At 70.0% G+C, this 24,591-nt stretch carries 27 protein-coding genes, 2 tRNA genes and 1 riboswitch; of the genes, 7 read left to right on the plus strand and 22 right to left on the minus strand.

Annotation, left to right across the window (positions count from 1 at the left end):
• The first annotated feature begins 20 nt into the window (after positions 1-20).
• Positions 21-1,109, plus strand: a complete 1,089-nt coding sequence (locus E3O57_RS09695; RefSeq protein ID WP_103479573.1) for a YeeE/YedE family protein — start codon at positions 21-23, stop codon at positions 1,107-1,109.
• 63 nt (positions 1,110-1,172) lie between these two features.
• Entirely contained in the window at positions 1,173-1,400 is a 228-nt protein-coding gene (locus tag E3O57_RS09700) for a sulfurtransferase TusA family protein (protein ID WP_088456421.1), read from the plus strand.
• Positions 1,401-1,455: 55 nt separating this feature from the next.
• Here the strand turns inward: E3O57_RS09700 and E3O57_RS09705 are convergent.
• The 3 genes from E3O57_RS09705 to E3O57_RS09715 form a co-directional block, all read right to left on the minus strand.
• Positions 1,456-1,528: transfer RNA gene (locus tag E3O57_RS09705), tRNA-Arg, on the minus strand.
• Positions 1,529-1,582: 54 nt separating this feature from the next.
• Entirely contained in the window at positions 1,583-1,843 is a 261-nt protein-coding gene (locus E3O57_RS09710) for a thioredoxin domain-containing protein (RefSeq protein WP_088456422.1), read from the minus strand.
• A gap of 8 nt (positions 1,844-1,851) precedes the next feature.
• Complete coding sequence (locus tag E3O57_RS09715) at positions 1,852-2,070, minus strand: SCO4848 family membrane protein (protein WP_088456423.1); 219 nt, start codon at positions 2,068-2,070, stop codon at positions 1,852-1,854.
• 74 nt (positions 2,071-2,144) lie between these two features.
• Between E3O57_RS09715 and orn the strand changes: the two genes are divergently transcribed.
• From orn to E3O57_RS09735, 4 genes are all read left to right on the plus strand, one after another.
• Positions 2,145-2,765, plus strand: coding sequence for an oligoribonuclease (gene orn, locus E3O57_RS09720; RefSeq protein ID WP_103459941.1), 621 nt, complete (start codon positions 2,145-2,147; stop codon positions 2,763-2,765).
• 46 nt (positions 2,766-2,811) lie between these two features.
• A tRNA-His gene (locus tag E3O57_RS09725) sits at positions 2,812-2,887 on the plus strand.
• Positions 2,888-2,954: 67 nt separating this feature from the next.
• A complete protein-coding gene (locus E3O57_RS09730; RefSeq protein WP_103432014.1) occupies positions 2,955-3,305 on the plus strand; it encodes a metallopeptidase family protein in 351 nt (116 codons plus the stop codon).
• Between the two features lie 34 nt (positions 3,306-3,339).
• Positions 3,340-4,662, plus strand: coding sequence for a D-alanyl-D-alanine carboxypeptidase family protein (locus tag E3O57_RS09735; RefSeq protein ID WP_103479574.1), 1,323 nt, complete (start codon positions 3,340-3,342; stop codon positions 4,660-4,662).
• A 36-nt stretch (positions 4,663-4,698) separates the two neighbouring features.
• Here the strand turns inward: E3O57_RS09735 and E3O57_RS09740 are convergent, their stop codons facing one another.
• The 9 genes from E3O57_RS09740 to E3O57_RS09780 all read right to left on the minus strand — a co-directional run bounded on the left by E3O57_RS09740 (position 4,699) and on the right by E3O57_RS09780 (position 12,224).
• On the minus strand, positions 4,699-4,959 hold the full coding sequence (locus tag E3O57_RS09740) for a hypothetical protein (RefSeq protein ID WP_088456427.1): 261 nt from the start codon (positions 4,957-4,959) through the stop codon (positions 4,699-4,701).
• Between the two features lie 34 nt (positions 4,960-4,993).
• On the minus strand, positions 4,994-5,560 hold the full coding sequence (locus E3O57_RS09745) for an ATP-binding protein (protein WP_241990364.1): 567 nt from the start codon (positions 5,558-5,560) through the stop codon (positions 4,994-4,996).
• Positions 5,561-5,573: 13 nt separating this feature from the next.
• Complete coding sequence (locus tag E3O57_RS09750; protein ID WP_370289965.1) at positions 5,574-6,368, minus strand: energy-coupling factor transporter transmembrane protein EcfT; 795 nt, start codon at positions 6,366-6,368, stop codon at positions 5,574-5,576.
• The gene (locus E3O57_RS09755; RefSeq protein ID WP_103479575.1) at positions 6,365-7,927 is read right to left on the minus strand and encodes an ABC transporter ATP-binding protein; all 1,563 of its coding nucleotides are present in this window, start codon (positions 7,925-7,927) and stop codon (positions 6,365-6,367) included. Before E3O57_RS09755 ends, E3O57_RS09750 begins: the two co-directional genes overlap by 4 nt.
• A 10-nt stretch (positions 7,928-7,937) precedes the next feature.
• The gene (locus E3O57_RS09760; protein ID WP_103479576.1) at positions 7,938-8,615 is read right to left on the minus strand and encodes an ECF transporter S component; all 678 of its coding nucleotides are present in this window, start codon (positions 8,613-8,615) and stop codon (positions 7,938-7,940) included.
• A gap of 31 nt (positions 8,616-8,646) precedes the next feature.
• Positions 8,647-8,757, minus strand: a riboswitch (TPP riboswitch).
• Between the two features lie 82 nt (positions 8,758-8,839).
• A complete protein-coding gene (locus E3O57_RS09765; protein ID WP_088456430.1) occupies positions 8,840-9,166 on the minus strand; it encodes a hypothetical protein in 327 nt (108 codons plus the stop codon).
• A 9-nt stretch (positions 9,167-9,175) separates the two neighbouring features.
• Positions 9,176-10,459 (minus strand): DNA polymerase IV, encoded by a 1,284-nt coding sequence (gene dinB / locus E3O57_RS09770; protein WP_088456431.1) that lies wholly within the window; start codon positions 10,457-10,459, stop codon positions 9,176-9,178.
• An 84-nt stretch (positions 10,460-10,543) separates the two neighbouring features.
• Complete coding sequence (locus E3O57_RS09775; protein ID WP_103459945.1) at positions 10,544-11,161, minus strand: hypothetical protein; 618 nt, start codon at positions 11,159-11,161, stop codon at positions 10,544-10,546.
• Positions 11,162-11,189: 28 nt separating this feature from the next.
• Positions 11,190-12,224: an LLM class flavin-dependent oxidoreductase gene (locus tag E3O57_RS09780; protein WP_103479577.1), complete on the minus strand. Its 1,035-nt coding sequence runs from the start codon at positions 12,222-12,224 to the stop codon at positions 11,190-11,192.
• Positions 12,225-12,453: 229 nt separating this feature from the next.
• On the opposite strand from E3O57_RS09780, the gene E3O57_RS09785 reads away from it, so the two are divergent.
• On the plus strand, positions 12,454-13,044 hold the full coding sequence (locus E3O57_RS09785; protein WP_241990365.1) for a TIGR03086 family metal-binding protein: 591 nt from the start codon (positions 12,454-12,456) through the stop codon (positions 13,042-13,044).
• A gap of 114 nt (positions 13,045-13,158) precedes the next feature.
• Here the strand turns inward: E3O57_RS09785 and E3O57_RS09790 are convergent, their stop codons facing one another.
• The 10 genes from E3O57_RS09790 to mnmA form a co-directional block, all read right to left on the minus strand.
• Positions 13,159-14,268: a VIT1/CCC1 transporter family protein gene (locus E3O57_RS09790; protein ID WP_198416821.1), complete on the minus strand. Its 1,110-nt coding sequence runs from the start codon at positions 14,266-14,268 to the stop codon at positions 13,159-13,161.
• Positions 14,265-14,576, minus strand: a complete 312-nt coding sequence (locus E3O57_RS09795) for a hypothetical protein (protein ID WP_088456435.1) — start codon at positions 14,574-14,576, stop codon at positions 14,265-14,267. The genes E3O57_RS09790 and E3O57_RS09795 overlap by 4 nt, the downstream gene beginning before the upstream one ends.
• Positions 14,576-16,111 (minus strand): Asp-tRNA(Asn)/Glu-tRNA(Gln) amidotransferase subunit GatB, encoded by a 1,536-nt coding sequence (gene gatB / locus E3O57_RS09800; RefSeq protein ID WP_103459948.1) that lies wholly within the window; start codon positions 16,109-16,111, stop codon positions 14,576-14,578. The genes E3O57_RS09795 and gatB overlap by 1 nt, the downstream gene beginning before the upstream one ends.
• Positions 16,111-17,658, minus strand: a complete 1,548-nt coding sequence (gene gatA / locus E3O57_RS09805) for an Asp-tRNA(Asn)/Glu-tRNA(Gln) amidotransferase subunit GatA (protein ID WP_088456437.1) — start codon at positions 17,656-17,658, stop codon at positions 16,111-16,113. The genes gatB and gatA overlap by 1 nt, the downstream gene beginning before the upstream one ends.
• A 4-nt stretch (positions 17,659-17,662) precedes the next feature.
• The gene (gatC, locus tag E3O57_RS09810) at positions 17,663-17,959 is read right to left on the minus strand and encodes an Asp-tRNA(Asn)/Glu-tRNA(Gln) amidotransferase subunit GatC (protein WP_088456438.1); all 297 of its coding nucleotides are present in this window, start codon (positions 17,957-17,959) and stop codon (positions 17,663-17,665) included.
• A 36-nt stretch (positions 17,960-17,995) separates the two neighbouring features.
• On the minus strand, positions 17,996-19,444 hold the full coding sequence (locus E3O57_RS09815) for an alpha/beta hydrolase (protein WP_103459949.1): 1,449 nt from the start codon (positions 19,442-19,444) through the stop codon (positions 17,996-17,998).
• 245 nt (positions 19,445-19,689) lie between these two features.
• The gene (locus E3O57_RS09820) at positions 19,690-19,920 is read right to left on the minus strand and encodes a hypothetical protein (RefSeq protein WP_088456440.1); all 231 of its coding nucleotides are present in this window, start codon (positions 19,918-19,920) and stop codon (positions 19,690-19,692) included.
• Positions 19,921-19,986: 66 nt separating this feature from the next.
• Positions 19,987-20,991: an NAD-dependent epimerase/dehydratase family protein gene (locus E3O57_RS09825; RefSeq protein ID WP_103479579.1), complete on the minus strand. Its 1,005-nt coding sequence runs from the start codon at positions 20,989-20,991 to the stop codon at positions 19,987-19,989.
• A gap of 87 nt (positions 20,992-21,078) precedes the next feature.
• Complete coding sequence (gene ligA, locus E3O57_RS09830) at positions 21,079-23,400, minus strand: NAD-dependent DNA ligase LigA (RefSeq protein WP_103479580.1); 2,322 nt, start codon at positions 23,398-23,400, stop codon at positions 21,079-21,081.
• Entirely contained in the window at positions 23,393-24,589 is a 1,197-nt protein-coding gene (mnmA, locus tag E3O57_RS09835; RefSeq protein WP_198416822.1) for a tRNA 2-thiouridine(34) synthase MnmA, read from the minus strand. The genes ligA and mnmA overlap by 8 nt, the downstream gene beginning before the upstream one ends.
• Positions 24,590-24,591 lie beyond the last annotated feature (2 nt).

Genomic DNA, 24,591 nt, shown 5'->3' on the forward strand with positions numbered 1-24,591 from the left:
GAAACGAATGGGGAAGCTGCATGCTGGTCACCGGATTGCTCGTGGGGATAGCCCTCGGATTTGTCATGCAGCGCGGGCGGTTCTGTGTCACGGGGGCGTTCCGGGACCTGTGGGTCACGGGCAACACGAGATGGCTCACCGCGTTCCTCATCGTCATCGCCGTGCAGAGCGTGGGGGTTTTCACCCTCGACGCCCTGGGCGTCATCTCGCTGTCTTCCAGCCCGTTCCCATGGCTCTCCACCATCGGCGGAGCCTTCATCTTCGGGTTTGCCATCGTTCTGGCCGGCGGTTGCGCGACGGGAACGTACTACCGCGCCGGTGAGGGCCTGGTGGGCAGCTGGCTGGCACTGATCTTCTACGCTCTGTTCTCCGCCGTGTCCAAGACCGGTGCGCTCGCCCCCGCCGTTACGGCCGCCCGCGGCGTCACCGTCGAGGCGTCCACGGTGCACGGCCTCCTCGGCGTGTCACCATGGCTCCTCGTGGCGGTTCTCGCCGTGGCCGTGGCCGCACTGGCCCGCCACCACCTGCGTCGCCGTCCGGCAGCACCGATGGCCACCCTGCCCGCTCGCAGGACGGGCATCGCCCACCTACTCTTCGAGAAGCAGTGGGGCGCCTTCAGCACCGCCCTGGTCATCGGAGTCCTCGCCATTGTGGCGTGGCCGCTCAGCTGGGCAACCGGCCGCGAGGCGGGCCTGGGCATAACAGGCCCCTCGTCCAACATCGTCAACTACCTCGTCGCCGGCGACGCCGAAGTGATCGACTGGGGCGTCTACCTCGTCATCGGCATCCTGCTGGGCTCCTTCATCGCCGCGAAGGCCAGCGGCGAATTCCGGGTGCGGATTCCCGATGCGCTCACCACTGTGCGCAGCATCGGCGGCGGTGCGCTGATGGGCATCGGCGCCAGCCTGGCCGGCGGCTGCACCATCGGCAACGCGATGGTCAACACCGCCACCTTCCAGCTGCAGGGCTGGGTGGCGTTCGGGTTCATGATCGTGGGAGTGGGCGCTGCGACCCGGCTGTTCATCACGGGACCGTCCAAGGCCCGGCTGGCGGCCGCCGGCCAGGCATCCGCGCCCGCCGCGCCCGCACCTGCATCGGTGCGCTCGTGACGGTCCGGTGATCGCTCCACTTCCTAGCAGCACCCCGTTCCGATCAGCAAGGAGACAACCCTCATGGCTCAGCACGTTCTCGAAACCGACGGCCAGGTCTGCCCGTTCCCCCTCGTGGAGGCCAAGGAAGCCATCGCCCTGCTGGCGATCGGCGACGAGCTGGTGATCAACTTCGACTGCACCCAGGCGACGGATGCACTGCCGCGGTGGGCGGCGGAGGCCGGCTACCCCGTGACGAACTTCGACAGGGTCGGCAGCGCGGCATGGACCATCACGGTGCAGAAGGCCTGAGTCCCGCCGCCCAGAAAAAACCAACCCCGCCGGCAGGACCGGCGGGGTTGTGCTGTGCCCCCGGCAGGATTCGAACCTGCGACAAAGAGATTAGAAGGCTCCTGCTCTATCCCCTGAGCTACGGGGGCGCATAGCGCTTCAACGATACCGCAGTCCGGACCGCTGCCCCCGCGGCGGCGCGTTCAGAGTGCCTTGGCCGTTGCGACGAGCACCTGAGCGAGGGTCGGAACGCCCGTGGCGCGGAACACCTCGTCGCCGGCGGCGTTCTGCACGATGATCGTGGGGGTGTTGCGGATTCCGGCGGCCTCGGCCTCGGCATTGTCGTGCGCCACATCGAGCTCGCGCACCGTGGCGGCCGGCACCAGCCGTTCGACCTCGGCCAGAACGGCGCGGGTCTGCAGGCACGGCTCACAGAATGCCGAGGAGAAGAAAATGAGTTCCATGACGGCTCCTAACCGTTGACCAAGGCGAGAACGGCCACAACCGCGGAAACCGCGGCCAGCAGCAGCGACACCCCGACCAGCACCGCGTGCACGATCAGGAACGACGTCGGCTTGCCGGACTCATCCCGCGCCCTGCCGTCCTGACTGACCCTCTTGTAGAAGCGCGGCCAGACCACGACGTTCCAGACGGCGTTGAGCAGAAGCAGGATGGCGAGTGTTGTAAGCATCGTCATCAGTCTACGAGCGCCGGGCCGCGAGCCGATCAGGGAGCCGCGTCGGGGCCCACCGCTAGACTCGCCCCATGACAAACAGCAGTGACCGGTTGGTATGGATCGATTGTGAAATGACCGGGCTCGACATCAACAATGACGAATTGGTGGAGATTGCGGTGGTCGTCACCGACTTCGACCTCAACATTCTCGACCCTGGCCTCGACATCGTGATCAAGCCCGACGCCTCCGCCCTGGCGAACATGGGCGACTTCGTGCGCAACATGCACACCTCTTCCGGCCTGATCGAGGAGATCCCCAACGGCGTGAGTGTGGCCGAGGCCGAGTACCAGGTGCTCGAGTACGTCCTGCGTTTCGTCCCCGAAGACCAGCGCGCGCCCCTGGCCGGAAACTCGATCGGCACCGACCGGGCGTTCCTGGCCCGGTACATGCCGCGCCTGGACAAGCAGCTGCACTACCGCAACGTCGATGTGTCCTCGATCAAGGAACTCGCCCACCGCTGGTTCCCGCGGGCTTACTTCAACGCACCCGCCAAGGACGGCGGCCACCGAGCCCTCGCCGACATCCTCGAGTCCATCCGTGAGCTCGCCTACTACCGCAAGAGCGTGTTCGTGGCCGACCCCGGACCCACGAGTGCGGAAGCAAAATCGCACGCAACGGCCGTTGTGAACATCTTCACCCAAAACGTGTAATAGAATTCTTGAGTTGCCTTCGCTTGAGAAAGTGGAGCGGCACTTGGTGGGTATAGCTCAGCTGGTAGAGCGCCTGGTTGTGGTCCAGGAGGTCGCGGGTTCAAGCCCCGTTACTCACCCCAATGAAACAAGAAGTCCCGGCCCAACAGGCCGGGACTTTTTGCGTGCACCTCATGGCATGCTGAGTGGATGCTCACGCTCAGCCACGACGACTTCGAACGTCTCGTCATCGATCAGCTCGACCTGCTCCCCGACGACATGGTCGACGGCCTCGAGAACGTGATCTTCGTCGTCGAGGACCGTCCAGAGGACGGCACCCTGGACACCCTGGGCCTCTACGACGGCGTCGCCCTCACCGAACGCGGCCAGTACGGTTTCGGTGAGATGCCCGACCGCATCATTCTGTTCCGCGAACCGCTGCTGGCCATCGTCGAGGATCTGGACGAGCTGCGCGACGAGGTTCACGTGACCCTCGTTCACGAGATCGCGCATTTCTACGGCATCGACGACGACAGGCTGCACGAGCTGGGTTGGGCGTGAGCCGCAGCCTGAGCGCGGTCGGCTACCCTGAACCATGAGTAGATTTCGACCTGGCCGTGTCCTCGGTATCTCGGTGGGAACTCTCGTGATCTTGATGATCGGGGTGTACGGGCCGGCCACATTGCTCGGCCCGCTGCCCAGCGCCACGGTCACCGTCACCGCGCCGAATAGTGCCGGGCCGGCGTCCACCCCGGTGCTGCCCGCCGCCGGCTCCAGTGGGCTGCTCGCCGTCACCGCGGTGGACGACACCGCTACGGACGACACCGCAACGAACGACACCGCGACCGGCGGCGACCCCGTCGAGCCCGCACCCGCGACGCTCGGCGTGGACACCATTGCCATCGGCGGCGGCAGCGACCCGGTGCCGATGGCATCCGCCGCCAAGATCATCACGGCCCTCGTCGTGCTGGACGCCAAGCCCCTCGCGGCCGGCGAACCCGGACCGGCCTACTCCTTGGTCACCGCCGACTACCAGGATTACCTCGACTACACGGCCCAGGATGCCCGCACCGTCATCGTGTTTCCCGGCGAGAGCTGGACCGAGCGAGAGATGCTGCAGGCCATGATCCTCGGCTCCAGCAATAACCACGCCGACACCCTGGCCCGCTGGGCGTTCGGCTCCGTCGACGCCTACCTCATCGCCGCCAACGCCTGGCTGGCCGCCAACGGCATGCCGAACACCACGGTGGTCGACGCCAACGGCCTCCTCGACGGCAGCGCCGGGACCGGCACCGACTTGGCGCGCGTCGCGGGCCTGGCCGCGACGAACCCCGTGGTCGCGGACATCATCGCGCAGCCGGCATCCGCTCTGGTCGGCCAGCGCGGCGTCAGGAACACCACGGAGTATCTGCCCGAAGAGGGCATCACCGGTATCTCGCGCAGCTACACCGACTCCGGCGGGGTCTGCTTCCTGTTCACCGGCACCGTCGTCGCCGGTGAGAAGGCCTTCACCTTCGCGGGTGCCTTCCTGGGCGAACCGGACTACGACACCCTCACGGCCGACCTGACGGCCCTGATGGCCTCGGCGCGGGCCGGGGTCACGGAGCTTCCGATCCTGGCGGAGGGTGACGGATACGCGACCCTCACGACGGCGTGGGGCGATTCGGCCGATGCCGTCGTCGCCACCCCCAAGACCCGCTTCGGCTGGCAGGCCGCCGCCGGCACCGACCCTGTCGTGACGCTCGACGACGTCACGACGGGGCGTGCGGGAGCCAAGATCGGCCGGGTCACGGTGGATGCGTTCGGTGAGAGCGTCTCGTCGACGTTGGAGCTCGACAGCAGTCTGACCGACCCGGGTCCGGGCTGGCGCCTGCTGCACCCGGTGCCCGTGGTCAGCGCCCTCGTCGCCAACTGGTAGTCAGCGGGTGGGCGTCAGCGGGTGGGCGTAACCGGTTCAGACCGGAGCGTCGTCAGATTCGACGGGATCGCTGTCCGACGAGTCGAAGGCGTAGCGCACGTGCAGCTTGCCCTGCACCTCTCGACTGTCGACCTCGTCGTACCAGAACAGCGATTCCATGCTGTCGACGGCGGCGACCATGCTGATCCGGGCGTCGTGCTTGCCGTGCAGGAGCACGCGGCTGTCGGTCTGGCCCTCGAGGGGACCGTCCACGAATTCCACGGTGTACTCGGTGTTCTCACTCTGCGGGGTAGTCATGACCCCAACTTACTGCTCAGGCCCGGTTTTCGCCTCAGGCGCCGCCGGAGCGCCCAAGCCCAGGCGGGGTGCCCGTGAGACTGACGCCGGCCGATAGTTGGGGCTGCTCCCGGGCTCGGTAGGCCTCCCAGTCGTGCTGCCACTGGTCCCAGTGCGCCTCGAACCCGCCGCCGTCACGGGCCAACGCCCGCCGCTTGCGGATGCCGTCGTCGGCATCCAGCCACACCCTGACGTCGCTCAGGGAGGCATGCGCCCGGGCCAGGGCACCGCAGCCCTCGATCACGAGCGGCCGGTCGGGGTCGACGCTATGCCATTCGGCCGGGACCGCCCCCGCCCAGTCGTACCGCTGCCAGGCGGCTGGCCGGCCGGCCTGCCGGGCGCCGAGCACCAGCCGGCCGACCTGGTCGACGGCGGCGTCCAGGCCGCCCCAGCCCGGGTAGATGTCATCGAGGCGCACCAGTGTCGGCGCCACCGGTCCCGGCCAGGCGGCCAGCACGGCGTCAGCGAGGGTGCTCTTGCCCGCGCCGCTGGGACCGTCGATGAGGATCACGGCCCGGTCGCCGACCGGATTGCGGTTCAGCGCCCTGACGGCGGCGAGCACCGGTGCGACCAGGTCAGGCGAGCACAAAATGCCACGTCCCCGCCAGAACGGCTGCCGAGATCGCCGCGGCGGCGATGGCAGCCCCGATCAGGACGACCAGTGTGTCACGCACTCCGAAGACCGATTCCCTGGCCCAGGTGCGCGGTTCGTCGCTGCCGAAACCCCGGGCCTCCATGGCCGTGGCGAGTTTGCTGCCCCGTCGCACCGAAAGAACCAGCAGAGCGAAGGCGAGTCCGCCGAACCGGCGGGCGCGGCCGCGCAGGCCGCCGCCGTCGCCCACCCCGCGGGCCCGCCGCGCCAGGGCCAGGGACTGCCAGTCGTCGATGAACATGCCCACCAGGCGCAGCCCGGCCAGGGCGCCGAGCACGAACCGGGCCGGCAGGCGCAGCACCTGCGCGAGGCCGTCACCGAGGTCGGTGGGATCGGTGGTGGCCAACAGCACGATCCCGGGGATGCCGATGGCCAAGATCCGCAACCCGATCGCGAGGGCCAGGGCCACGGACCCCTCGGTCACCGATACGAAGCCGGCGCTGAACAGCACGGCGCCGGAGTCCTGTCCGTAGAGCACCGTGGTGAGCACGGCGAAGGGAACCGCGATCCACACCGGTGCGGTGCGCAGCCAGAACTGTCGGGCGCTCAGCCCGCACCAGGCCAGCAGCACAGCCTCGAGTGCGAGGGCGACCGCGGCCGAGACCCAATCGATGGACAGCATCAGGGCGCAGCTGATCACCAGCGCCACGGCGAGCTTGGCGACCGGGTTCACTCCGGCGATCGCACTGGGCCGGATCTCCGGCGTCATCAGGCTCACGACGCCTCCCTCCCGGCGGGCGCGCGCAGCCCGGCGGTCACGCTGCGGCCACTCGCCGGCCCGGTTCCAGGCACCAGGGTGAGGCGCGCATCCGCCAGCGCGGCCACGAACTGCTCATCGTGCGTGACCGCCAGGACGGCGGTGCCGGTGTCCAGCAGTTCGGCGAGGAGGCGCACCAGCTCGGCCCAGGTGCGGGAGTCCTGCCCGAAGGTGGGTTCGTCGAGGACGAGCAGCCGGGGCCGGGTCGCCAGCACCGTCGCCACGGACAGCCGGCGCTTCTCGCCGCCGGACAGGGTGAACGGGTTGGCGTCGGCGAGGTGGTCCAGCCGCAGTCTGTGCAGCAGCGCGTCCACTCGCTCAGTTTGCTCTGCCCCGCCCAGGCCGAGGGCGCGGGGGCCGATCGTGAGCTCGGCACGCACGGTCCCGGCGAGGAACTGGTGCTCGGGGTCCTGGAAGACGGTGCCGATGCGCGCCAGCAGGTCGCGGGAGCGCCATCGGTGCGGGGCCGGCCCGAGTCCCGCGGCGAGGGCATCCGTTGCGGTCAACCGCCCGCCCGCGGGGGCCAGAAGCCCGGCCAGGGTGAGCGCGAGAGTCGACTTGCCGGTGCCGTTGGGGCCGGTGAGAGCGGTGGCCGTGCCGGCGCGCAGGGCGAGGTCGAGGCCGTGTGCGACGACGACGGCCTGTTTGCGGGCGAACGGCACCCGTCCGACGGCGAGGTCATCGGCGCTGAGCAGGACTTCCGCGCCGGGACCGTCGGAGCGGGGGCGCCGTTCGGGCGTCGCGGGTGGGAACCTGGGTATCCACACTCCGGCGGCGGCGAGCCGCTCCCCTTCGGCGCTGAGCACGCTGTCGGTGGGTCCGTCGGCAAGGATGCCGCCGGCCGGGTCGAGCACCACGATGCGGTCCACGACGTGCTGCCAGACCGCGACGCGGTGCTCGATCACGATGAGGGTCGCACCCGACGCCTCCACGGAGCGCAGCACGGCGTCGCGCACCTCGACGACACCGTCAGGGTCGAGGTTGGCGGTGGGTTCGTCCAGCAGCACCAGGCCCGGGCGCAAGGCGAGCACCCCGGCCAGCGCCAGGCGCTGCTTCTGGCCGCCGCTGAGCGCGCTGGTCGGGTGCCGCAGAGGCAGGTCCAGGCCCACGTCCGCGAGGGCCCGACCGACCCGGGGCCAGATTTCGGCGCGCGGAACGGCGCGGTTCTCACAGCCGAAGGCGACGTCGTCGCCCACCCTCGCGAGCACGACCTGCGAGTCCGGGTCCTGCAGCACGAGGCCCACCCGGCCGCGGGACGCGCTGGGGCGGCGGCCGTCGATGAGGAGTTCGCCGGTCTCGTCGCCGTCCTCGTCATCGCCGAGCACACCGGCGAGGGCGTGCATCAGCGTGCTCTTGCCGGCGCCGCTGGGTCCGAGCACGAGCACCCGCTCCCCCGGGCGGATGTCGAGATCGAGCCCGGAGACCGCGGGGCGGGACCGGCCGGCGTGCCGCCAGCCCCAGCCGGAGGCCGTGACCCTGGCGCCGGTCACGGCCGGGCCTCGGCGACGCGGAGCGGGCATCCGGTGCGGGTCACCGGGCGGGCTGGGTGTCGACCCGGTCGGTCGGGCCCGATTCCCGGCCGGCGGCGAACCGACTCAGCGCGCCGGTGCGGGCGAGTCCGCGCACCGCCAGCCAGGACAGCAGCCCGGCGAGCACGGTACCGGAGACGACGGCGGAAACCAGGTAGACGATCTTGGGGCCGATGTCGAGGGCCGCGTAGCTGGTGAAGGTGGTGTCGAGCAGACCCACGGCGATGCCCGCGCCGGCGCCGGCCAGGAGGGCCACGCCCAGGCGCCAGTTGGCGTACAAGAACAGGGCCAGCACGATCTCCGCGCCCAGCCCCTCGACGACACCCCAGATCAGGGTGGAGAAGCCCCACTGGGTGCCGATGAGCATCGAGACGACGGCGGCGACGACCTCGGTGTAGACGGCCGCACCGGGCTTGCGGATGATGAGTCCGCCGAGCACCCCGGCGAACAGCCAGCCGCCGGCCAGGAGTCCTTCGAGCCCGGGGGTGAAGGCCAGGAGGGCGCTCAGCGGCGACCAGGCCAGGCCCCATGCCCAGAAGATCACGCCGCTGGCGACGCCGATGACGCTGGCCACGACGATGTCGACGACCCGCCATTTCAGCACCCGCGGTTTCCGCGACGTGGAGGGAGTGGTGGCGGACGAAGTCCTGGAAGGCTGGGTGTTGATTGACGCGTGCACTGTACGTGCCCTTTCCGTAGAGGAATACTGGGCACGGGATTGAGAAGCCTCCCTGCGCTGGCATGATCCAGATCAGGTTCGACGGTCGAAGCTGAAGTAGCTTCCTCTCAGCCCGGTTCACCGGACTCCCGTGTTCAGCTTCGAGTATAGAACTCCCCGGGCGCATCTGGGCACTGCAAGGCGTCGCACGACAATTTCTGCGCGCGACGATCTCGCTGCTGGTGCTAGCGCTTGAGCGCGCGGATGATGCGCGCGATGGCCTTGCCGGCGACCCAGACGAAGGGGATGCCGACGGCCAGCAGCGAAATCACATTCGGTTCGAAGCGGGCCGCTCCGCCGGACTTCACGTAAGCGCCGATCGGGATGGCCATGCCACCGCCGCCACCGCCGGCCGCCGCGGACTCGTCACCTTCGCCGCCACCGCCGAAGCCGTACTGCACCAGGGCCACCGGAACGATCGTGACGCCCTCGATCTGCACGGGGTCTCCGTAGGCCGACCTGACGCCGATGGATCGAGCGTTTTCTGCGAGCTTCAAGGCGAGATTAGTCATGGTGAGAGGCTACTCCCCCTCTCCCTGCGGCGTCCCGGCGTTCGGTGTTCCGAACGGATGGACATCACGCTTCGGAGCACTCCCGCCGCCCAGCTGCGAGGCCGGCCGCACGATCCCCCGGCCGAACCGGGCGGTGACGGTGTCCACGGCCAGTTCGGCTTCCCGCCAGTCGTCGTCATCGTCCCACAGGCCCATGCCGGCGCCGTCGCCGGAGCCGAGTTGCTCGGCCCGCACTCCGATCAGGCGCACCCGGATGCCGCGGGCCGCGAGCACGTCGAAGCTCGCGGTGACCTCCTCGTATATCCGCCGGCCCACGTTGGTGGGCTCGGCCAGGGTGCGCGACCGGGTCACCGTGCTGAAGTCGGCGTAGCGGAGCTTGAGCACCACAGTCCGTGCGACGAGGCCGTTGCCGCGCAGCTTGGCGGCCACCGCATCCGCTTGGCGCAGGAGTTCGCTGCGCAACCGGGCGACATCGGTGACGTCATGTTCGAAGGTCACCTCGTGGCCGACGCTTTTCTCCTCGCGTTCGAGGTTGATCGTGCGCGGGTCGATACCCCAGGACAGATCGTGCAGTTTGTGCGCGCTGGCGACGCCGACGGCACGCTGCAGCATCTCGAGGGGGGCGTGCGCGATATCGCTCACGTGCCGCAGCCCGAGCCCGAGCAGCGCCTGTTCGGTGCTGGCGCCCACCCCCCAGAGGGCGCCGACGGGCAGCGGATGCAGGAAAGCGATGGTGTCCTCCGCGGGGATGACCAGCAGCCCGTCGGGCTTGGCCCGTCCGGAGGCCAGCTTGGCCACGAATTTGGTCGACGCGGCGCCGACCGAGCAGGTGAGTCCGGTCTCGGCGAACACGCGGGCGCGGATCTTCCGGCCGATCTCGGCGGGTGAACCGTGCACACGCCGGGCGCCCGCGACATCCAGGAACGCCTCGTCGATGCTGAGCGGCTCGACCATCGGCGTCATGTCGGTGAAAATGCCCATCACCTGGCGGGACACCTCCACGTACCGGCCCATGTGCGGCTCGAGCACGATGGCGGCCGGGCAGCGGCGCAGGGCGATGGCCATCGGCATAGCCGAGTTGACCCCGTACTTGCGGGCGACGTAGTTGGCCGCTGTCACCACGGACCGACCGGAGCGGTGGCCGATGACGACGGGGAGGTGCACGAGTTCGGGGTGGTCGAGCAACTCGACGGACGCGAAGAACGCATCCATGTCGATGTGCAGCATGGTGGCGGTTGTGTCGTCGACATCGGCGCCGGTGGTCTGCCGGTCGCTGCCATCCTGCCTGCTCACGCCGCACCACACCCTTCTGCCGCTCCGGCCGGAACCAACTCGAAGCTACCTTCGAGAGTACAGGCAGGAGGGGTCGGCATCGAGCTAGAAACCGCCGAAATCTCCACCGCCGCCGAAATCGCCGAATCCGCCGGAGTCACCACCGAAACCGCCGCCGGAGTCACCACCGAAATCGCCGCCGGAATCGCCTGAGTCCGCCGTGGTCTCGGCGCCCGAGTCGGTGCCGGCGTCACCGGCCGCATCCGCCTCACCGCCCATATCGGGCAGGAACGCGCCCACCAGCGCCGAGCCGACGACGTAGCCGGCCACGGTACCGAGCAGGGAAGCGCCGAGCATGCTGCCGAAGCCCGGGCCCTGCCGGCCGCCGGCCTGGTCGCCGCCGAAGACCCGGTCCAGGGTGCCCGGCTGGCGGAGTTCGGCCCGGGTGGCGGACTTGGCCAGGGTGGCCGGTTCGGCGTTCGCCGGGCGCTCACCCTCCATCGCGTTCTCGGTCAGCTGCTGGAAGAGCAGGTCGCGCTGCTCGTCGGTGAGCTTGCTGAACGCTTCGGTGTGCACCTGTTCAATGGTCTCCGGCGGTGCGGTGCGCAAGAGGTACCTGTAGCGTTCCACGGCGATCTCGTCGTCGGTGCGCTGCGGGGCCGGCGCGGTGCGGGGCGGCTCCGGTTGTTCGGGTCGGCCCAGGAGGCGATCGAGGAATCCCATGAGTCTGCTCCTTCGCTTTGGTGTCAGCCTAGGCGGCACCAGCCCGGACCGACAGGACCGTGGCCAGCGACTCCAGCGCTTTCACAGGGTCGGGACCGGCCGGGATGAGGACAACGCTCGTGGCTCCGGCGGTGTGCAGCTCATCGATGCGGCGGCGAGCGGATGCGGCGGTGCCGACCACCGCGAGCTGATCGACCCAGCTCTCGGGCATCGCTGCCGCGAAGTCAGCCCGGCTGGCGCTGGCCGAGCGCAGGGCGGCGAACTCCTCCGCGAAGGGCAGCACCGTGATGTGCGGGGCCCAATCGGGGTCGCCGATCCGCTCAAGAGCCGGGCGCACCAGGTTGCGGGCCACGGCGGGGTCCTCGTCGACGGCGGCCGCGTTGTAGGCCACCACGTGACGGGCCGCCGACGGGGGGCGGAGGCCGGGGAACCCGAAGCCCTCCGGCGGAGCGTCGCGGCCGGCATCGAGGGCACCGATCGCGGCAGCGAGGTATTCGGGGGTGACGGGCTCGGCCAGCACCACCCCGTCGGCGCAGGCGCCGGCCAGTTGCAAGGACTTCGGTCCGCGCACGCCCGCTAGGATCGGCGGCACCGTGGACGGCGGACCGGCCAAGGCCACGGCATCCGCCTGAACGTAGCGGCCGGCTGTCGTGATGGAGGCCCCGCGCAGCAGGGCACGCATGAGGTCGATGTTCTCGGCGAGCATGGCCAGGGGGCTGGTCGGCCAGCTGCCGGTCTGCCGCATCCAGACGGGCATGCCATGCCCGATGCCCACCTGCAGTCGACCCGGGAAAAGTTCGGCGAGGGTGGCGATCTCGAGGGTCGCGAAGCCGGGGTTCCGGGCTGCGGCGGGCAGGATCCCGATTCCCACAACTATGGTCGTGGTGGCGGCGAGCACCACGGCGGCCTGGGCGATGCCGCCGCGGAAGAAACAGTCCTCCACCACCCAGATCTCGGTGAAACCCAGTTCCTCGGCGCGGCGCGCGTAAGCCACGAACTGCGCTGCGGGCAGGTCTCGCGGCAGCATGACGGCGATGGAACCCGGGGCACTGGAAGCTGGCATGTGGACCTCGTCGCGGTAGGGCCGAGGACAGAGCCCGGCGGTGTTCTCTGTCGAACCTAGCTTCTACGGCGGAACTTCTCGCACTGACGGCGAGATTTCCGGCGGACCCGGAATGCCCGCGGGCCGAGCGTCGTTGCACCCAGCACGGACTTTCCCCTCTGGGCGGATGCCGCACGACAATCAACGAAGTGAGCCCACTGTGCTTGAAAAGACTCTGTCCGAAAAAACTGTGCTTGACACCACCTCCGCCAGCGCTGCCCCGGCGATCGACTGGTACACCCTGCAGAAACAGGCGCACCGTGAATTCGGCCGGCGCATCGCAGCCGTGGACGACTGGAACGCTCCGACGCCCGACAAGGAGTGGACCGTCGGTGATCTGGTGCGCCACGTCGTTCGGGAGCAGCAGTGGATCCCGCCGCTGCTGGCCGGGCTGACCCTGGACCAGGCCCGGCGCCGCGTCGACCCGCTCGGGGACGACCTCGTTGCCGAATGGCACACGCACTCCTCACTGGCCACCGCGGCGTGGCAGGCGGCGCCTGCGGATGCGTCGGTGCAGCTCTCCTACGACACCGTCACGGTGCTGGACTACCTGCGCGAGCAGGTCTCCGACGTGACGATTCACTCCTGGGACCTGGCCAGGGCGACGGCGGCCGAGGAGACCCTGGACCCTGCTCTGATCGAGGCGGTCTGGACGGTGTTCGAGCCGCAGCGGGATGCGCTGGAGGCCAGTGGCCTGTTCGATTCCCCGGTGCCGATGCCCGAGGACGCTCCGCTGCAGTCCCGGCTGCTGGCCCTCACCGGCCGCGACGACCGCCGCTGACCGCCGCCGCCGCGTCCGCCCACGCCGACCAACTGTTGCTCGTTCGGACAAGTGCGCCCGGCACACCGGGACCATTTGTCCGCACCGGCAACAGTTGCGGCGCTGGGCCGGGCGCTAGGCGACGGTGGTGCCGAAGAGCAGGCCGAGCAGGTAGGTGACCCCGGCGGCTCCGAAGCCGATCACAAGCTGACGCAGCGCACGCTTCAGCGGCGGACCGCCGGAGAGCAGACCGACGACGGCACCGGTGGCCAGCAGCGCGAGGCCCACGAGGACCGCGGCGACGATGATCGCAGCGACGCCCTGCATGCCGAACAGGTAGGGCAGCACCGGCAGCAGGGCTCCGGAGGCGAAGAAGCAGAAGCTGGAGATCGCGGCGCCCGTGCCGGTGCCGATGGCTTCGTGCTCGTCGACAAGTGCGGCGGTGGAGCCGTCGAGCCGGCTCACGTCGAGCGCACCGGTCGCGACGGCCACGGTGCGCAGCACCTCACGGGCGTGTACCTCGGCGTCCTCGGGCGTCATGCCCTGGGCACGGTACACGAGGGTCAGTTCGTTGGCGGCCTCGTCCAGGTGTGAGAGCACGCTGCGCGTGGCCGGGTTCGGGGTGGATGCCTCGAGAAGCTCGCGTTGGGAACGCACCGACACGTACTCTCCCGCACCCATCGACAGGGCTCCGGCCAGCAGGCCGGCGATGCCGGTGAAGAGGATGGTGGCGGTGGGCACCCCCGTCGCCCCGATGCCCAGCACCAGGGCGAGGTTGCTCACCAGACCGTCGTTGACGCCGAAGACCGCGGCCCGGAAGGTGCCGGACAGCCGCTGGCGGCCGCGGGCGGCCAGGCCACGAACGACTTCCTCGTGGATGCGCTCGTCTGCGGCCATGGCGCTGGTGGCGTCGGCATCCCCGTCGTAGGGCGACCGTGCCTCGGCGCGTTGGGCGAGGGCGAGCACGAAGACGGAACCGAACCGGCGGGCCAGCAGGCCAAGCACCCGGGTGCGCAGCGCACCCTTCCGGGGTGCTCCGACCCGCTCGCCGAGCAGGTCCCGCCAGTGCGCTTCGTGCCGGCCCTCTGCCTCGGCGAGGGCCAGGAGGATGTCGCGTTCCTCGCCGGAACGCCGACCGGCCAGGTCACGGTAGACGGCGGCCTCGGCCTGTTCATCGGCCAGATACCGCCGCCACCGACGGATGTCGGCCTCGGCGGGCTGGTTGAGGTCGGCCACGGCGATCACGACTCCGGAGCTGCCTCGAGCGAACCCTGCGACACCCGGGCCGACTCGTGCGGGCCGGTGCCGTCGAGACCGTAGAACGGTTCCTCGAAGTGCACCACCCACACCGCTTCCTTGCCCACGACGGGTGCATAAAGCGCCGAGCCGACGAGCTCGCCTGGCGCGGTGATGACCCCGATCGGGTCCTCCACCATCGAGTCGGGGTAGCGGCTGCGGTCAAGCCGCACCACCACCTGCATGCCGACGCCGAACACCGCGGCCGCCCCGTCGGCTGACGGGGCGTCCGCGGGCCGGCGGCTCCAGAGCGCCATTACTCCACCGACTCCGAAGGTGCAGACTCCACCGGAGCGCTGCCGGCGCGTTCGAGCACCAGTTCGCGCACCCTGGCGGCATCCGCCTGGCCGCGCATGGCCTTCATGACCGCGCCGATGACGGCGCCGGCGGCCTGCACCTTGCCGTCGCGGATCTTCGCAAGCACGTCGGGCTGCCCGGCGAGGGCCTCGTCGATGGCCGCAATCAGCGGCCCGTCGTCGCTGACGACGGCCAGTCCACGGCTGGCGACGACCTCGCTGGGGGTGCCCTCGCCGGCGATGACGCCCTCGAGCACCTGGCGGGCCAGGCGGTCGGTGAGGGTGCCGTCGGTGATCAGCTCGATCAGCGCGGCCACCTGGGCCGGGGTCACGAGGCTCTCGGCAGTCACGCCGGCGGCGTTGGCCAGACGGGCAATCTCGCCGGTCCACCACTTGCGGGCGGACTGAGCGGGCGCGCCGGCGGCGATGGTGGCCTCCAGAACGTCGAGGAGGTCGGAGTTGACCACATCCTGGAACTCGAGGTTCACAAAACCCCAGTCCGCCTGCAGCCGCTTGCGGCGGGCCGCGGGGGGCTCGGGCAGCGTGGCGCGCAACTCTTCGACCCAGGCACGCGACGGGGCGACGGGCACCAGGTCGGGCTCGGGGAAGTACCTGTAGTCGTCCGCGTCGCTCTTGGGCCGGCCGGCGGAGGTCACCCCGGTGTCCTCGTGCCAGTGCCGGGTCTCCTGGGTGATGGTGCCGCCGGCGGTGAGCAGCGCGGCCTGGCGCTGGATCTCATAGCGCACGGCGCGTTCGACGCTGCGCAGTGAGTTGACGTTCTTGGTCTCGGTGCGGGTGCCCAGGATGTTCGAGCCGCGCGGGCGCAGGGACACATTCGCGTCGCAGCGCACGTTACCCTCTTCCATCCGGGCGTTCGAGACGCCGAGCGCCTTGACGATCTCGCGGATGGCGGCGACGTAGGTCTTGCCGATCTCGGGCGAGTCGGCTTCGCCACCCTCGATCATCTGGGTGACGATCTCCACCAGTGGCACGCCGCCGCGGTTGTAGTCGACCAGTGAATAGTCGGCGCCCTGGATGCGTCCTGCCGCGCCACCCATGTGGGTGAGCTTGCCTGCGTCGTCCTCCATGTGCGCGCGCTCGATGTCCACGGTCACCTGGCGGCCGCTCTCCAGCTCGATGGTGAGCTGGCCGTTGAAGGCGATCGGCTCGTCGTACTGGGAGGTCTGGAAGTTCTTGGCGGTGTCGGGGTAGAAGTAGTTCTTGCGGGCGAACCGGCTGGTTTCGGCGATCTCGCAGCCCAGGGCCAGGCCCAGGCGGATGGAGGACTCGATGGCCTGGCGGTTCACCTGCGGCAGCCCGCCGGGCAGGCCCAGGCAGGTGGGGCAGGTGTTGGTGTTGGCACCGGAACCGAATTCGTTGGCGCAGCCGCAGAACATCTTGGTCTTGGTGTTGAGTTCGACGTGCACCTCGAAGCCGAGCACCGGCTCGAACAGCTCGAGGGCCTTGTCGTAGTCCATCAATTCGGCTTTCGCCATCAGACGGCTCCCCCTTCGGTTGCGAACATTTCGATGTTGGCCAGAGCGGGTGCCTGGCTGAGCAGGGTGTGCCCCCAGTGTGCCTCGAGCAGCTGCTCGACGGCGGCGCCGAAGGTGTACAGACGGGCATCCGCCCGGGCGGGCGCCATCACCTGCAGACCCACCGGGAGGCCGTCTTCGGGCGCGAGGCCCATCGGCAGGCTCATGCCGGGGATGCCGGCGAGGTTGGCCGGGATGGTGGTGATGTCGTTGAGGTACATCGCCATCGGGTCTTCGGTCTTCTCGCCGAACTTGAACGCCGTGGTCGGCGCCGTGGGCGAGACGAGCAGGTCGACCTTGTCGAACGCGGCGGCGAAGTCGCGCTGGATCAGCGTGCGCACCTTCTGGGCGCTGCCGTAGTAGGCGTCGTAGTAGCCGGCGCTGAGGGCGTAGGTGCCCAGGATGATGCGGCGTTTGACCTCGTCGCCGAAGCCGGCGTCGCGGGTGGCGGCCATGACGCGCTCGCTGGTGAGCGGGCCGTCCTCCGGGTTGACCCGGATGCCGAAGCGCACCGAGTCGAAGCGGGCCAGGTTGCTGGAGGCTTCGGCGGGCAGGATCAGGTAGTAGGCGGAGACCGCGTACTCGAAGTTCGGGGCGCTCACCTCGCTGACGATGGCGCCGGCCGCGGACAGCAGGGCCAGGGTCTCCTCGAAACGCTGCTTGACACCGGCCTGGAAACCCGCACCGTTGAGTTCCTTGATCACGCCGATCCGCACCCCCTTGAGGGCACCGTCGGCCAGCCCGGCCTGGGCCGCGGCGGCCATCGACGGCCACGCATCCGTCAGCGATGTCGAGTCGAGCGGGTCGTGCCCGCCGATCACATCGTGCAGCAGCGCGGCGTCGAGCACCGTGCGGGTGACCGGGCCGACCTGGTCGAGCGAGGAGGCCAGCGCGATCGCGCCGTAGCGGGACACGCCGCCGTAGGTGGGCTTGACGCCGACGGAACCGGTGACGGCGGCGGGCTGACGGATGGATCCGCCGGTGTCGCTGCCGAGCGCCAATGGTGCCTCGAACGCGGCGACGGCGGCCGCGGAGCCACCGCCGGAGCCGCCGGGGATGCGGTCAAGGTCCCACGGGTTGTGGGTGGGGCCGTAGGCGGAGTGTTCGGTAGAGGAGCCCATCGCGAACTCGTCCATGTTGGTCTTGCCCAGCGGGATGAGGTCGGCGTCGCGGATGCGCCGAACCACGGTGGCGTCATACGGCGGGATCCACCCCTGAAGGATCTTCGACCCAGAGGTGGTGGGCATGTCGTGCGTAGCGAGCACATCCTTGATGGCGATCGGAACGCCGGCCAGCGGGCCGAGCTTCTCGCCGGCGGCGCGACGGGCGTCGACCCTCGCGGCGGTGGCCAGGGCGGCGTCGCGGGCCACGTGCAGGAACGCGTGCACATCGGGTTCGACGGCGTCGATGTGGTCGAGGTGGGCGCGCGTGACGTCGACGGAGCTGACCGAGCCGTCGGCGAGCAGACCGGCCAGGGCGGCGGCGGTCTGGTTGATAAGACTGGTCACGTTGTTACTCCTCGTCCAGGATGGCGGGCACGCGGAATTTGTCGCCGGCACGGTCGGGGGCGCCGGACAGGGCCTGGTCGACGGTGAGCGACGGCACGACGACGTCGTCACGGAACACATTCGTCAGCGGCATCGGGTGGCTGGTCGCCGGGACGTCGGGCGTCGCGACCTCGGCGACCCTGGCGACAGAGTCGACGATCTGGCCGAGTTCGACCGTGAGGCGATCGATTTCTGCCGAGCTGAGGTCGATCCGGGCGAGGTTGGCCAGATGCGCAACCTGCTCGGCCGTGATTTCAGACATGAAACTCCCAAGAAAATCGAAGCGGAAGCTCCAATTCTATTCGTCGTCGTCGGTTGCCAGGTCCGCGTTGTCGGTGCCGATCAGCGCCATGTTGTGCAGGGACTCGCTTCCGGGCCTGAAATAGTCGTTGTGGCCGAGCGATCCGCCGAGCCAGGCGCCGGTGACGGTGTCGGTCGCCCCGTCCACGCCGAGTGCCCTGGCACCGTACGAGGAGGCGCCGGGATCGCTGCCGAAGAACGCCGAGCTGACCGCCGGGTCCCAGTCCGCCTTGCCGACGAAGACGTTCCCGTTGGCGACCTCGAGCTTGTCGGCGGACTGGATTTCGCTACCCGGTGAACCGACCACGACGAGGGCGTCCACCTGCACAGAGCCGTTGGCCAGCGCCATGAGCGAGACGGTCGAACCATAGGAATGCGCGAACACCGAGATGAAGGGCTGGTCCGCTCCCCTGCTGGCGCGCACGCCGGCCCACGAGGTCTCGAGGAAGGCGGCGCCGGCCACCGCACGGTCACGCCAGCCGACGGAGAACACGTCGGGCGCCTCGTAGCCGATCCAGGCGATCGTGGCCACGGTCTTCGCTGTGGTCGCCGCGGCATCCGGGTACCCAGAGACAAGCCGGCTGCCGGTGGCGGATGCCGCGGTGACGGACGCTGTGCCGGGTGCGGTTGTGGTGGCGGCCGGCGCCTTCTTGCGTGCGGCCAGGACCGCACGCTGCTCGCGGTAGACGTCGTCGGCCACGGTGGTCCAGTTGACCATCGCGGGCTCGACCCGGTAGTTCATTCCCGGTACCAGGTAGCCGATGTAGTCGGCGGTGTCCGGGTTGCCCAGGGCGATCGCCGCCCGCCCCGACCCGTTGGGGTCGAGCAGGATCAGGCTGCGTTTGGGCCCGCCGTCGCTGGGTTTCAGGGCCAGTTGGACCTGGCTGAGCACGGCCACCCGGCCGCTGGCCAGGGAGCGTTCGGCATCTGACGAGTGGCCGGCGAGGACCCGCTTGGCCTCGGCGAGGGATTCACTGAGGTATCGCTCGTTCGCGCGACTGCGCTGCGCCAGCGGCACGCCGTCGAGGTTGCCGACCAGCCGCGGGGTCGCCGTGGTGAGGGTGGCCCGCTGGGTGGAGTCGAGCAGCGTCCACCAGGCCGACACTACCGTGGCTTCGGGCGGGGTCGCCAGCACCGAGTCGACGCGGGTGGGATATTCGGCCACGAAGCTCCTCAACTCCGCGACGGCGAGCTGGGACATACCGACGAGCAGATTCGACCCCGTCATGGTGCGGAGGGAGGCCACGTCGATGTCGATGGCAGCGGCCGACTGCACCTCGAGCTCAGCCGAGGCCTGCGAGGCGCCCGCATCGCTCTGACGATCCGCGACCCGGGCCGAAACGGTCTCGTAGACGCTGACCTGCGAGGATTCGGGCATCAGGACGGGCCCGCCCACCCCGACGAGGGCGAGCGAGGCAGTCAGCAGTGCAGCGGCCTCGAATAGCACGACGCGTCCCGTCCCCTCCCGAACGAATGAGCAGCAAACAGACTCGACGCCCCTGGCAAGTCATGCGCTCTCAGCTTATCGAGCCGCGGGCGCTGCCACTGCCCCTCGTTCAGGGCGATCGGACACTTTTCGGCGCAATTCGGCGGCTGCGTTTCGGGCGGGTTTCCGGCGGGGGAACATCCGGTCACGGTGAGGTGAATTTTCGGGGCTCAGAGCGCCTCGGCGGCGCAGCAGACTGGAGGGGCTCAGAGGATGACGCTGCCCACCACCAACGTCCCGATGACCACGATCACACCGATCAGCAGCCCCGTCGCGCGGCCGATCCGTCGGCGGCTGACGGTTCCCTTGCGCCAGGAGGATCGGGACACCCGGTCCAGATTCGGGAACAGCGCTTGGAACGGTGGCTCGCCGGGCTGGAGGAGCTCAGGCACCGTGGGTTCCTCGGTCGGACGGTCATCATCCTTGATGGGGGTCATGGCCGCAGCTTAGTCCCGGCGCCGGCTCCGGCCGCCTGGTGCGGGCGGCCGGGCGGGCGCTGGGCATCAGCCGGCGGCGCGGGCGGCGAGCAGGGCCACCTCGTCGGCGTCGGACAGTCCCGCCCGGCGCGGGCCCTGCGGCACCCTGAGGCGCTCCCAGCGCAGCGTGTCAGCGAGGGTCTCGGCGAGCGGGCGGGTGACCAGTCCGGCGGCGCGGGCGGCACCGCTGTCTCGGGCATTGAACCCGGCGTAGTCCGGCAGGGGCAACCACAGCGGCAGGGACCGTGGCCCCGACCACGGCCCGACGTCGTGATCCACTAGCCATCGGGCATCCGCGCCCACGACCGGGCCGGTGTGTCCGGCCACGCTCCTCGCCACGGCCAGGTGTTCGGCCAGCGTCACGGTCTCCCCCGTCGCGTTGAACACCCCGGCTGCGCGGTCCTCGGCGGCGTCGACGATCCATTCCGCCAGGTCGCGCACGTCGATCACCTGAACCAGCAGCCCCGGGACGTCGGGCACGAGCACACTCCCGTCGGCACCGGCGGGCTCCCTGAACCGCAGTGGCCAGTACCCGCTGCGGTCGGAGACGTCGCCGGGTCCGCCGATCAGACCCGACCGCACGATGAGGGACCTGTCGGCGCCGAACCCCGCAAGGAGCCGGTCCTCGCAGGCGACCTTCGCCTCGCCGTAGGTCTCCATCGACTCCATCACGTCACCGCTCTGCGCACCGACACGCTCAGCGCTCTCGTCCTGGCCCGGCACGGCGGTGTCGGTGTAGACGTTTCCCGACGATACGAAGGTGTACGCGGCGGCCCGGTCGCCCAGCGCCGCCACGGCCGAGGCGACCTGCCCGGGCTGCCGCGACACATCCACGACCACATCCCAGTCTTCGGCCGCCACCTCCGCGTACGCCCCGGCATGGTCGCGGTCGCCCCGCACGAAGCGGATGCCGGCCGGGGCGTTCCCGGATTCGCCCCTGGCCAGGCAGGTGACCTTGTGACCGTGGTGCATCGCGGCCGTCGCGATGGTGCTGCCGAGCCAGGCCGTTCCGCCGAGAATGAGGAATCGCATGCGGCCAGCTAACCCAACCAGCGCTCCCCCCGGCAAGAGAGTTTCGCTCTGGGCACAGCGGAACGACGAGCGACCGCCGGCGGGAGCCTAGTCGGTGTCGCGGCCGGGCTCGGCCGCGGCGACCGACTCCGGTTCGGCACCGCTGTCGGCCGGGGCATCCGCCGGGGCGGCGTCTGGTAGGCCGGCCGGGCCGTGTTCGAGCAGCAGCCGGAACTGGTCGGCGTCGATGATGCGCACGCCCAGGGCTTCGGCCTTGGCCAGTTTGGAGCCGGCGCCGGGGCCGGCGGCCACGTAGTCGGTCTTCTTCGACACGCTGGAGGCGTTCTTGCCGCCGGCGGCGATGATCGCCTCCGACGCGCCCTCGCGGGTGAAGCCCTCCAGCGAGCCCGTCGCCACGACGGTCAGCCCGGTGAGCACTCCACCGGCCGCCGCAGCGGCACCGGGGCCCGGGTGCCCCGGCGTGGCGAACTGCACCCCGGCCGCTGCCCATCGCTCCACGATGTCGCGGTGCCAGTCCACCTCGAACCAGTCGATCACGGCGTCGGCGATGATGCCGCCCACTCCGTCGACCTCGGCCAGCTCGTCGCGCGACGCCGAACGGATGGCGTCGAGGGAGCCGAAGTGGTTCGCCAGGGCCCGTGCGGCCACCGGCCCGACGTGACGGATGTTGAGTGAGACCAGGATGCGCCAGAGCGGCTTGGTCTTGGCCAGTTCGATCTCGGCGATGAGCTTCACGGCGTTGGACGACGGTTGCGGGCCGTCCAGACCCGCCTTCTTCTCGGCTGCGGAGGGGTTCCGCCGGAACGGGGTGCGCTGACGCACGGTGCCGTCCTCGTCCTCGCGGGGCAGGCCGGTCTCGGGGTCCCGCACGACCACGCTGATCGGCAACAGATCCTCGATGGTGAGATCAAAAAGCCCGGCCTCGGTGTCCAACGGCGGCGTTTCGGGAACCGTGGGCTGGGTCAGCGCCGCCGCGGTCACCTCGCCGAGCACCTCGATGTCGAGGGCACCCCGCGAGCCGATGTGCTCGACCCGGCCGCAGACCTGGGCCGGGCAGCTCCGCGCGTTCGGGCAGCGCAGGTCGATATCGCCGTCCTTGGCGGCCTTCAGCCCAGTGCCGCAGACCGGGCAGTCTGCTGGCATCACGAATTCGCGTTCGGTGCCGTCGCGCAGCTCCACGACCGGCCCGAGGACCTCGGGGATCACGTCGCCGGCCTTCCGCAGCACGACGGTGTCGCCGATCAGCACGCCCTTGGCCCTCACGACATCCTGGTTGTGCAGGGTGGCCTGGCGCACGACGGAACCGGCGACCCTGACGGGTTCCATCACGGCGAACGGGGTGGCCCGGCCGGTGCGGCCCACGCTCACGACGATGTCGAGCAGCTTCGTGTTCACCTGCTCCGGCGGGTACTTGTAGGCGATCGCCCAGCGCGGTGCGCGGTTGGTGGCGCCGAGTTCGTCGTGCAGGGCGAGCTCGTCCACCTTGATGACGATGCCGTCGATCTCGTGTTCCACGCTGCCGCGGTGCTCGCCGAAGTACTCGATGAACGCGGATGCCTCTGCCGGCGTCTCGACGACCCTGAAGTGGGTGCTGGTGGGCAGACCCCAGCCGGCGAGCAGGTCATACACGGCGGACTGCGACTCGGCGCCGGGTTGGGCCCACGCGCCGATGCCGTGCACGAGCATCCGCAGCCGGCCGAGCCTGGCCTTCATCAGGGCGAGCTGGTCGGCGTTCTTGCTCTCGGCCTTCTGCCGGAGCGACCCGCTGGCCGCGTTGCGGGGATTGGCGAACACCCGCTCGCCCGCGGCGCTCTGCGCGGCATTGAGCTCCCGGAACGCTTCGACGGGGAAGAAGACCTCTCCGCGTACCTCCATCAGCGGCGGATGCCCGGTGCCGCCGAGGCGGGCGGGAATTCCGGGCACCAGGGCGATATTCTCGGTGACGTCTTCGCCGACCACGCCGTCACCGCGGGTGGCGGCGCTGACGAGCACCCCCCTCTCGTAGCGGAGGTTGATGGCCAGGCCGTCGATCTTGAGTTCGCAGAGGTAGTGCACGGCCCGGTTGGCGCTCACCTGCACCTTCGCCGCCCACGCCTCGAATTCCTCGATGGAGAACACGTTGTCGAGGCTGAGCATCCGCTCGGCGTGCTGCACCGGGTCGAACAGGGTGGTCTCGGCGCGGCCGCCGACGGTCTGGGTGGGGCTGTCCTGGCTGGCGAGTTCGGGGAAGAGCCGTTCGAGTTCTTCGAGGCGATGGATCAGGCCGTCGTAGTCGGCGTCGGAGACGATGACCTGGTTGCGCTCGTAGTAGGCGTCGCGGGCCTCGAGGATGCGCGTGGTCAGGCCGGCGGCCTCCTCGCCGGCGGCGGCCAGCGCGGCCGCCGGTGACGCTCCCGTCACGTCAGGCATTGATCGTCGCGGAGTCGGCAGGAACCGGGCCTGCAACGTTGTCGCTTTTGACCGGAACGGCACTGACCGTGCGGTCGATCGTGCACTGCCCGAGCACCCGGGTACCCACATAGACCACGGCGGTCTGGCCCGGCGCCACGCCGGTCAACGGCTCGGTCGGCAGGATGCGCAGCTCGGTGTGCGCCTCGACCGGCGGCGTCGCGGAGGGGTCGGCGGGCACGCTGATGACCTGGGCCACGGCGGGCTCCGGGTCGGCGTGCGCACGGATCTGCACGTCACAGGCGAATTCGATCTCGGGGTGCTCCGGGGGCAGTCCGGCCCAGGTGTACTTGGTGCCGGCGATCTCCTTGATCGCCAGGGCCTCCTTGGGGCCCACGACCACGGTGTTGGACACCGGGCGTACCTCGAGCACGAAGCGGGGCTTGCCGTCGGCGGCGGGGGTGCCGATCGAGAGGCCCTTACGCTGTCCCACGGTGAACGCCACGGCGCCCTCGTGCTGCCCGAGCTTGTTGCCCTCGCGGTCCAGGATGTCGCCGGTTTCCGGGGCGACCCGCTCGCCGAGCCAACCGCGGGTGTCACCGTCGGGGATGAAGCAGATGTCGTAGGAGTCGGGCTTGTTCGCCACCGAGAATCCGCGTTCGGCGGCCTCTGCGCGCACCTCGGCCTTGGACGGCGTGTCGCCCAGAGGGAACATCGAGTGCGCGAGCTGCTCCTTGGTGAGCACGCCCAGCACGTAGGACTGGTCCTTGGCCCAGGCGCTGGCCCGGTGCAGTTCCCGGTTGCCGTCGGCATCCGTCACGATCGAGGCGTAGTGGCCGGTGCAGACGGCGTCGAACCCGAGTGCCAGTGCCTTCTCGAGGAGGGCGGCGAACTTGATCTTCTCGTTGCAGCGCATGCACGGGTTGGGGGTGCGTCCGGCGGCGTACTCGGCGATGAAGTCGTCGACGACGTCGAGCTTGAACCGCTCGGAGAAGTCCCACACGTAATACGGGATGCCGATGATGTTCGCGGCCCGTTGGGCGTCCATCGAGTCCTCGACGGTGCAGCAGCCGCGGCTGCCGGTGCGGAGCGTGCCGGGCATGCGCGACAGGGCCAGGTGCACCCCGACCACCTCGTGCCCTGCCTCGACCGCGCGGGCTGCGGCCACGGCGGAATCCACCCCACCGCTCATTGCTGCCAGAATCTTCACTG

Origin of the sequence: Cryobacterium sp. TMN-39-2 (assembly GCF_004402745.1) — a bacterium.
In the GTDB taxonomy this organism is placed as follows: Bacteria; Actinomycetota; Actinomycetes; order Actinomycetales; family Microbacteriaceae; genus Cryobacterium; species Cryobacterium zongtaii.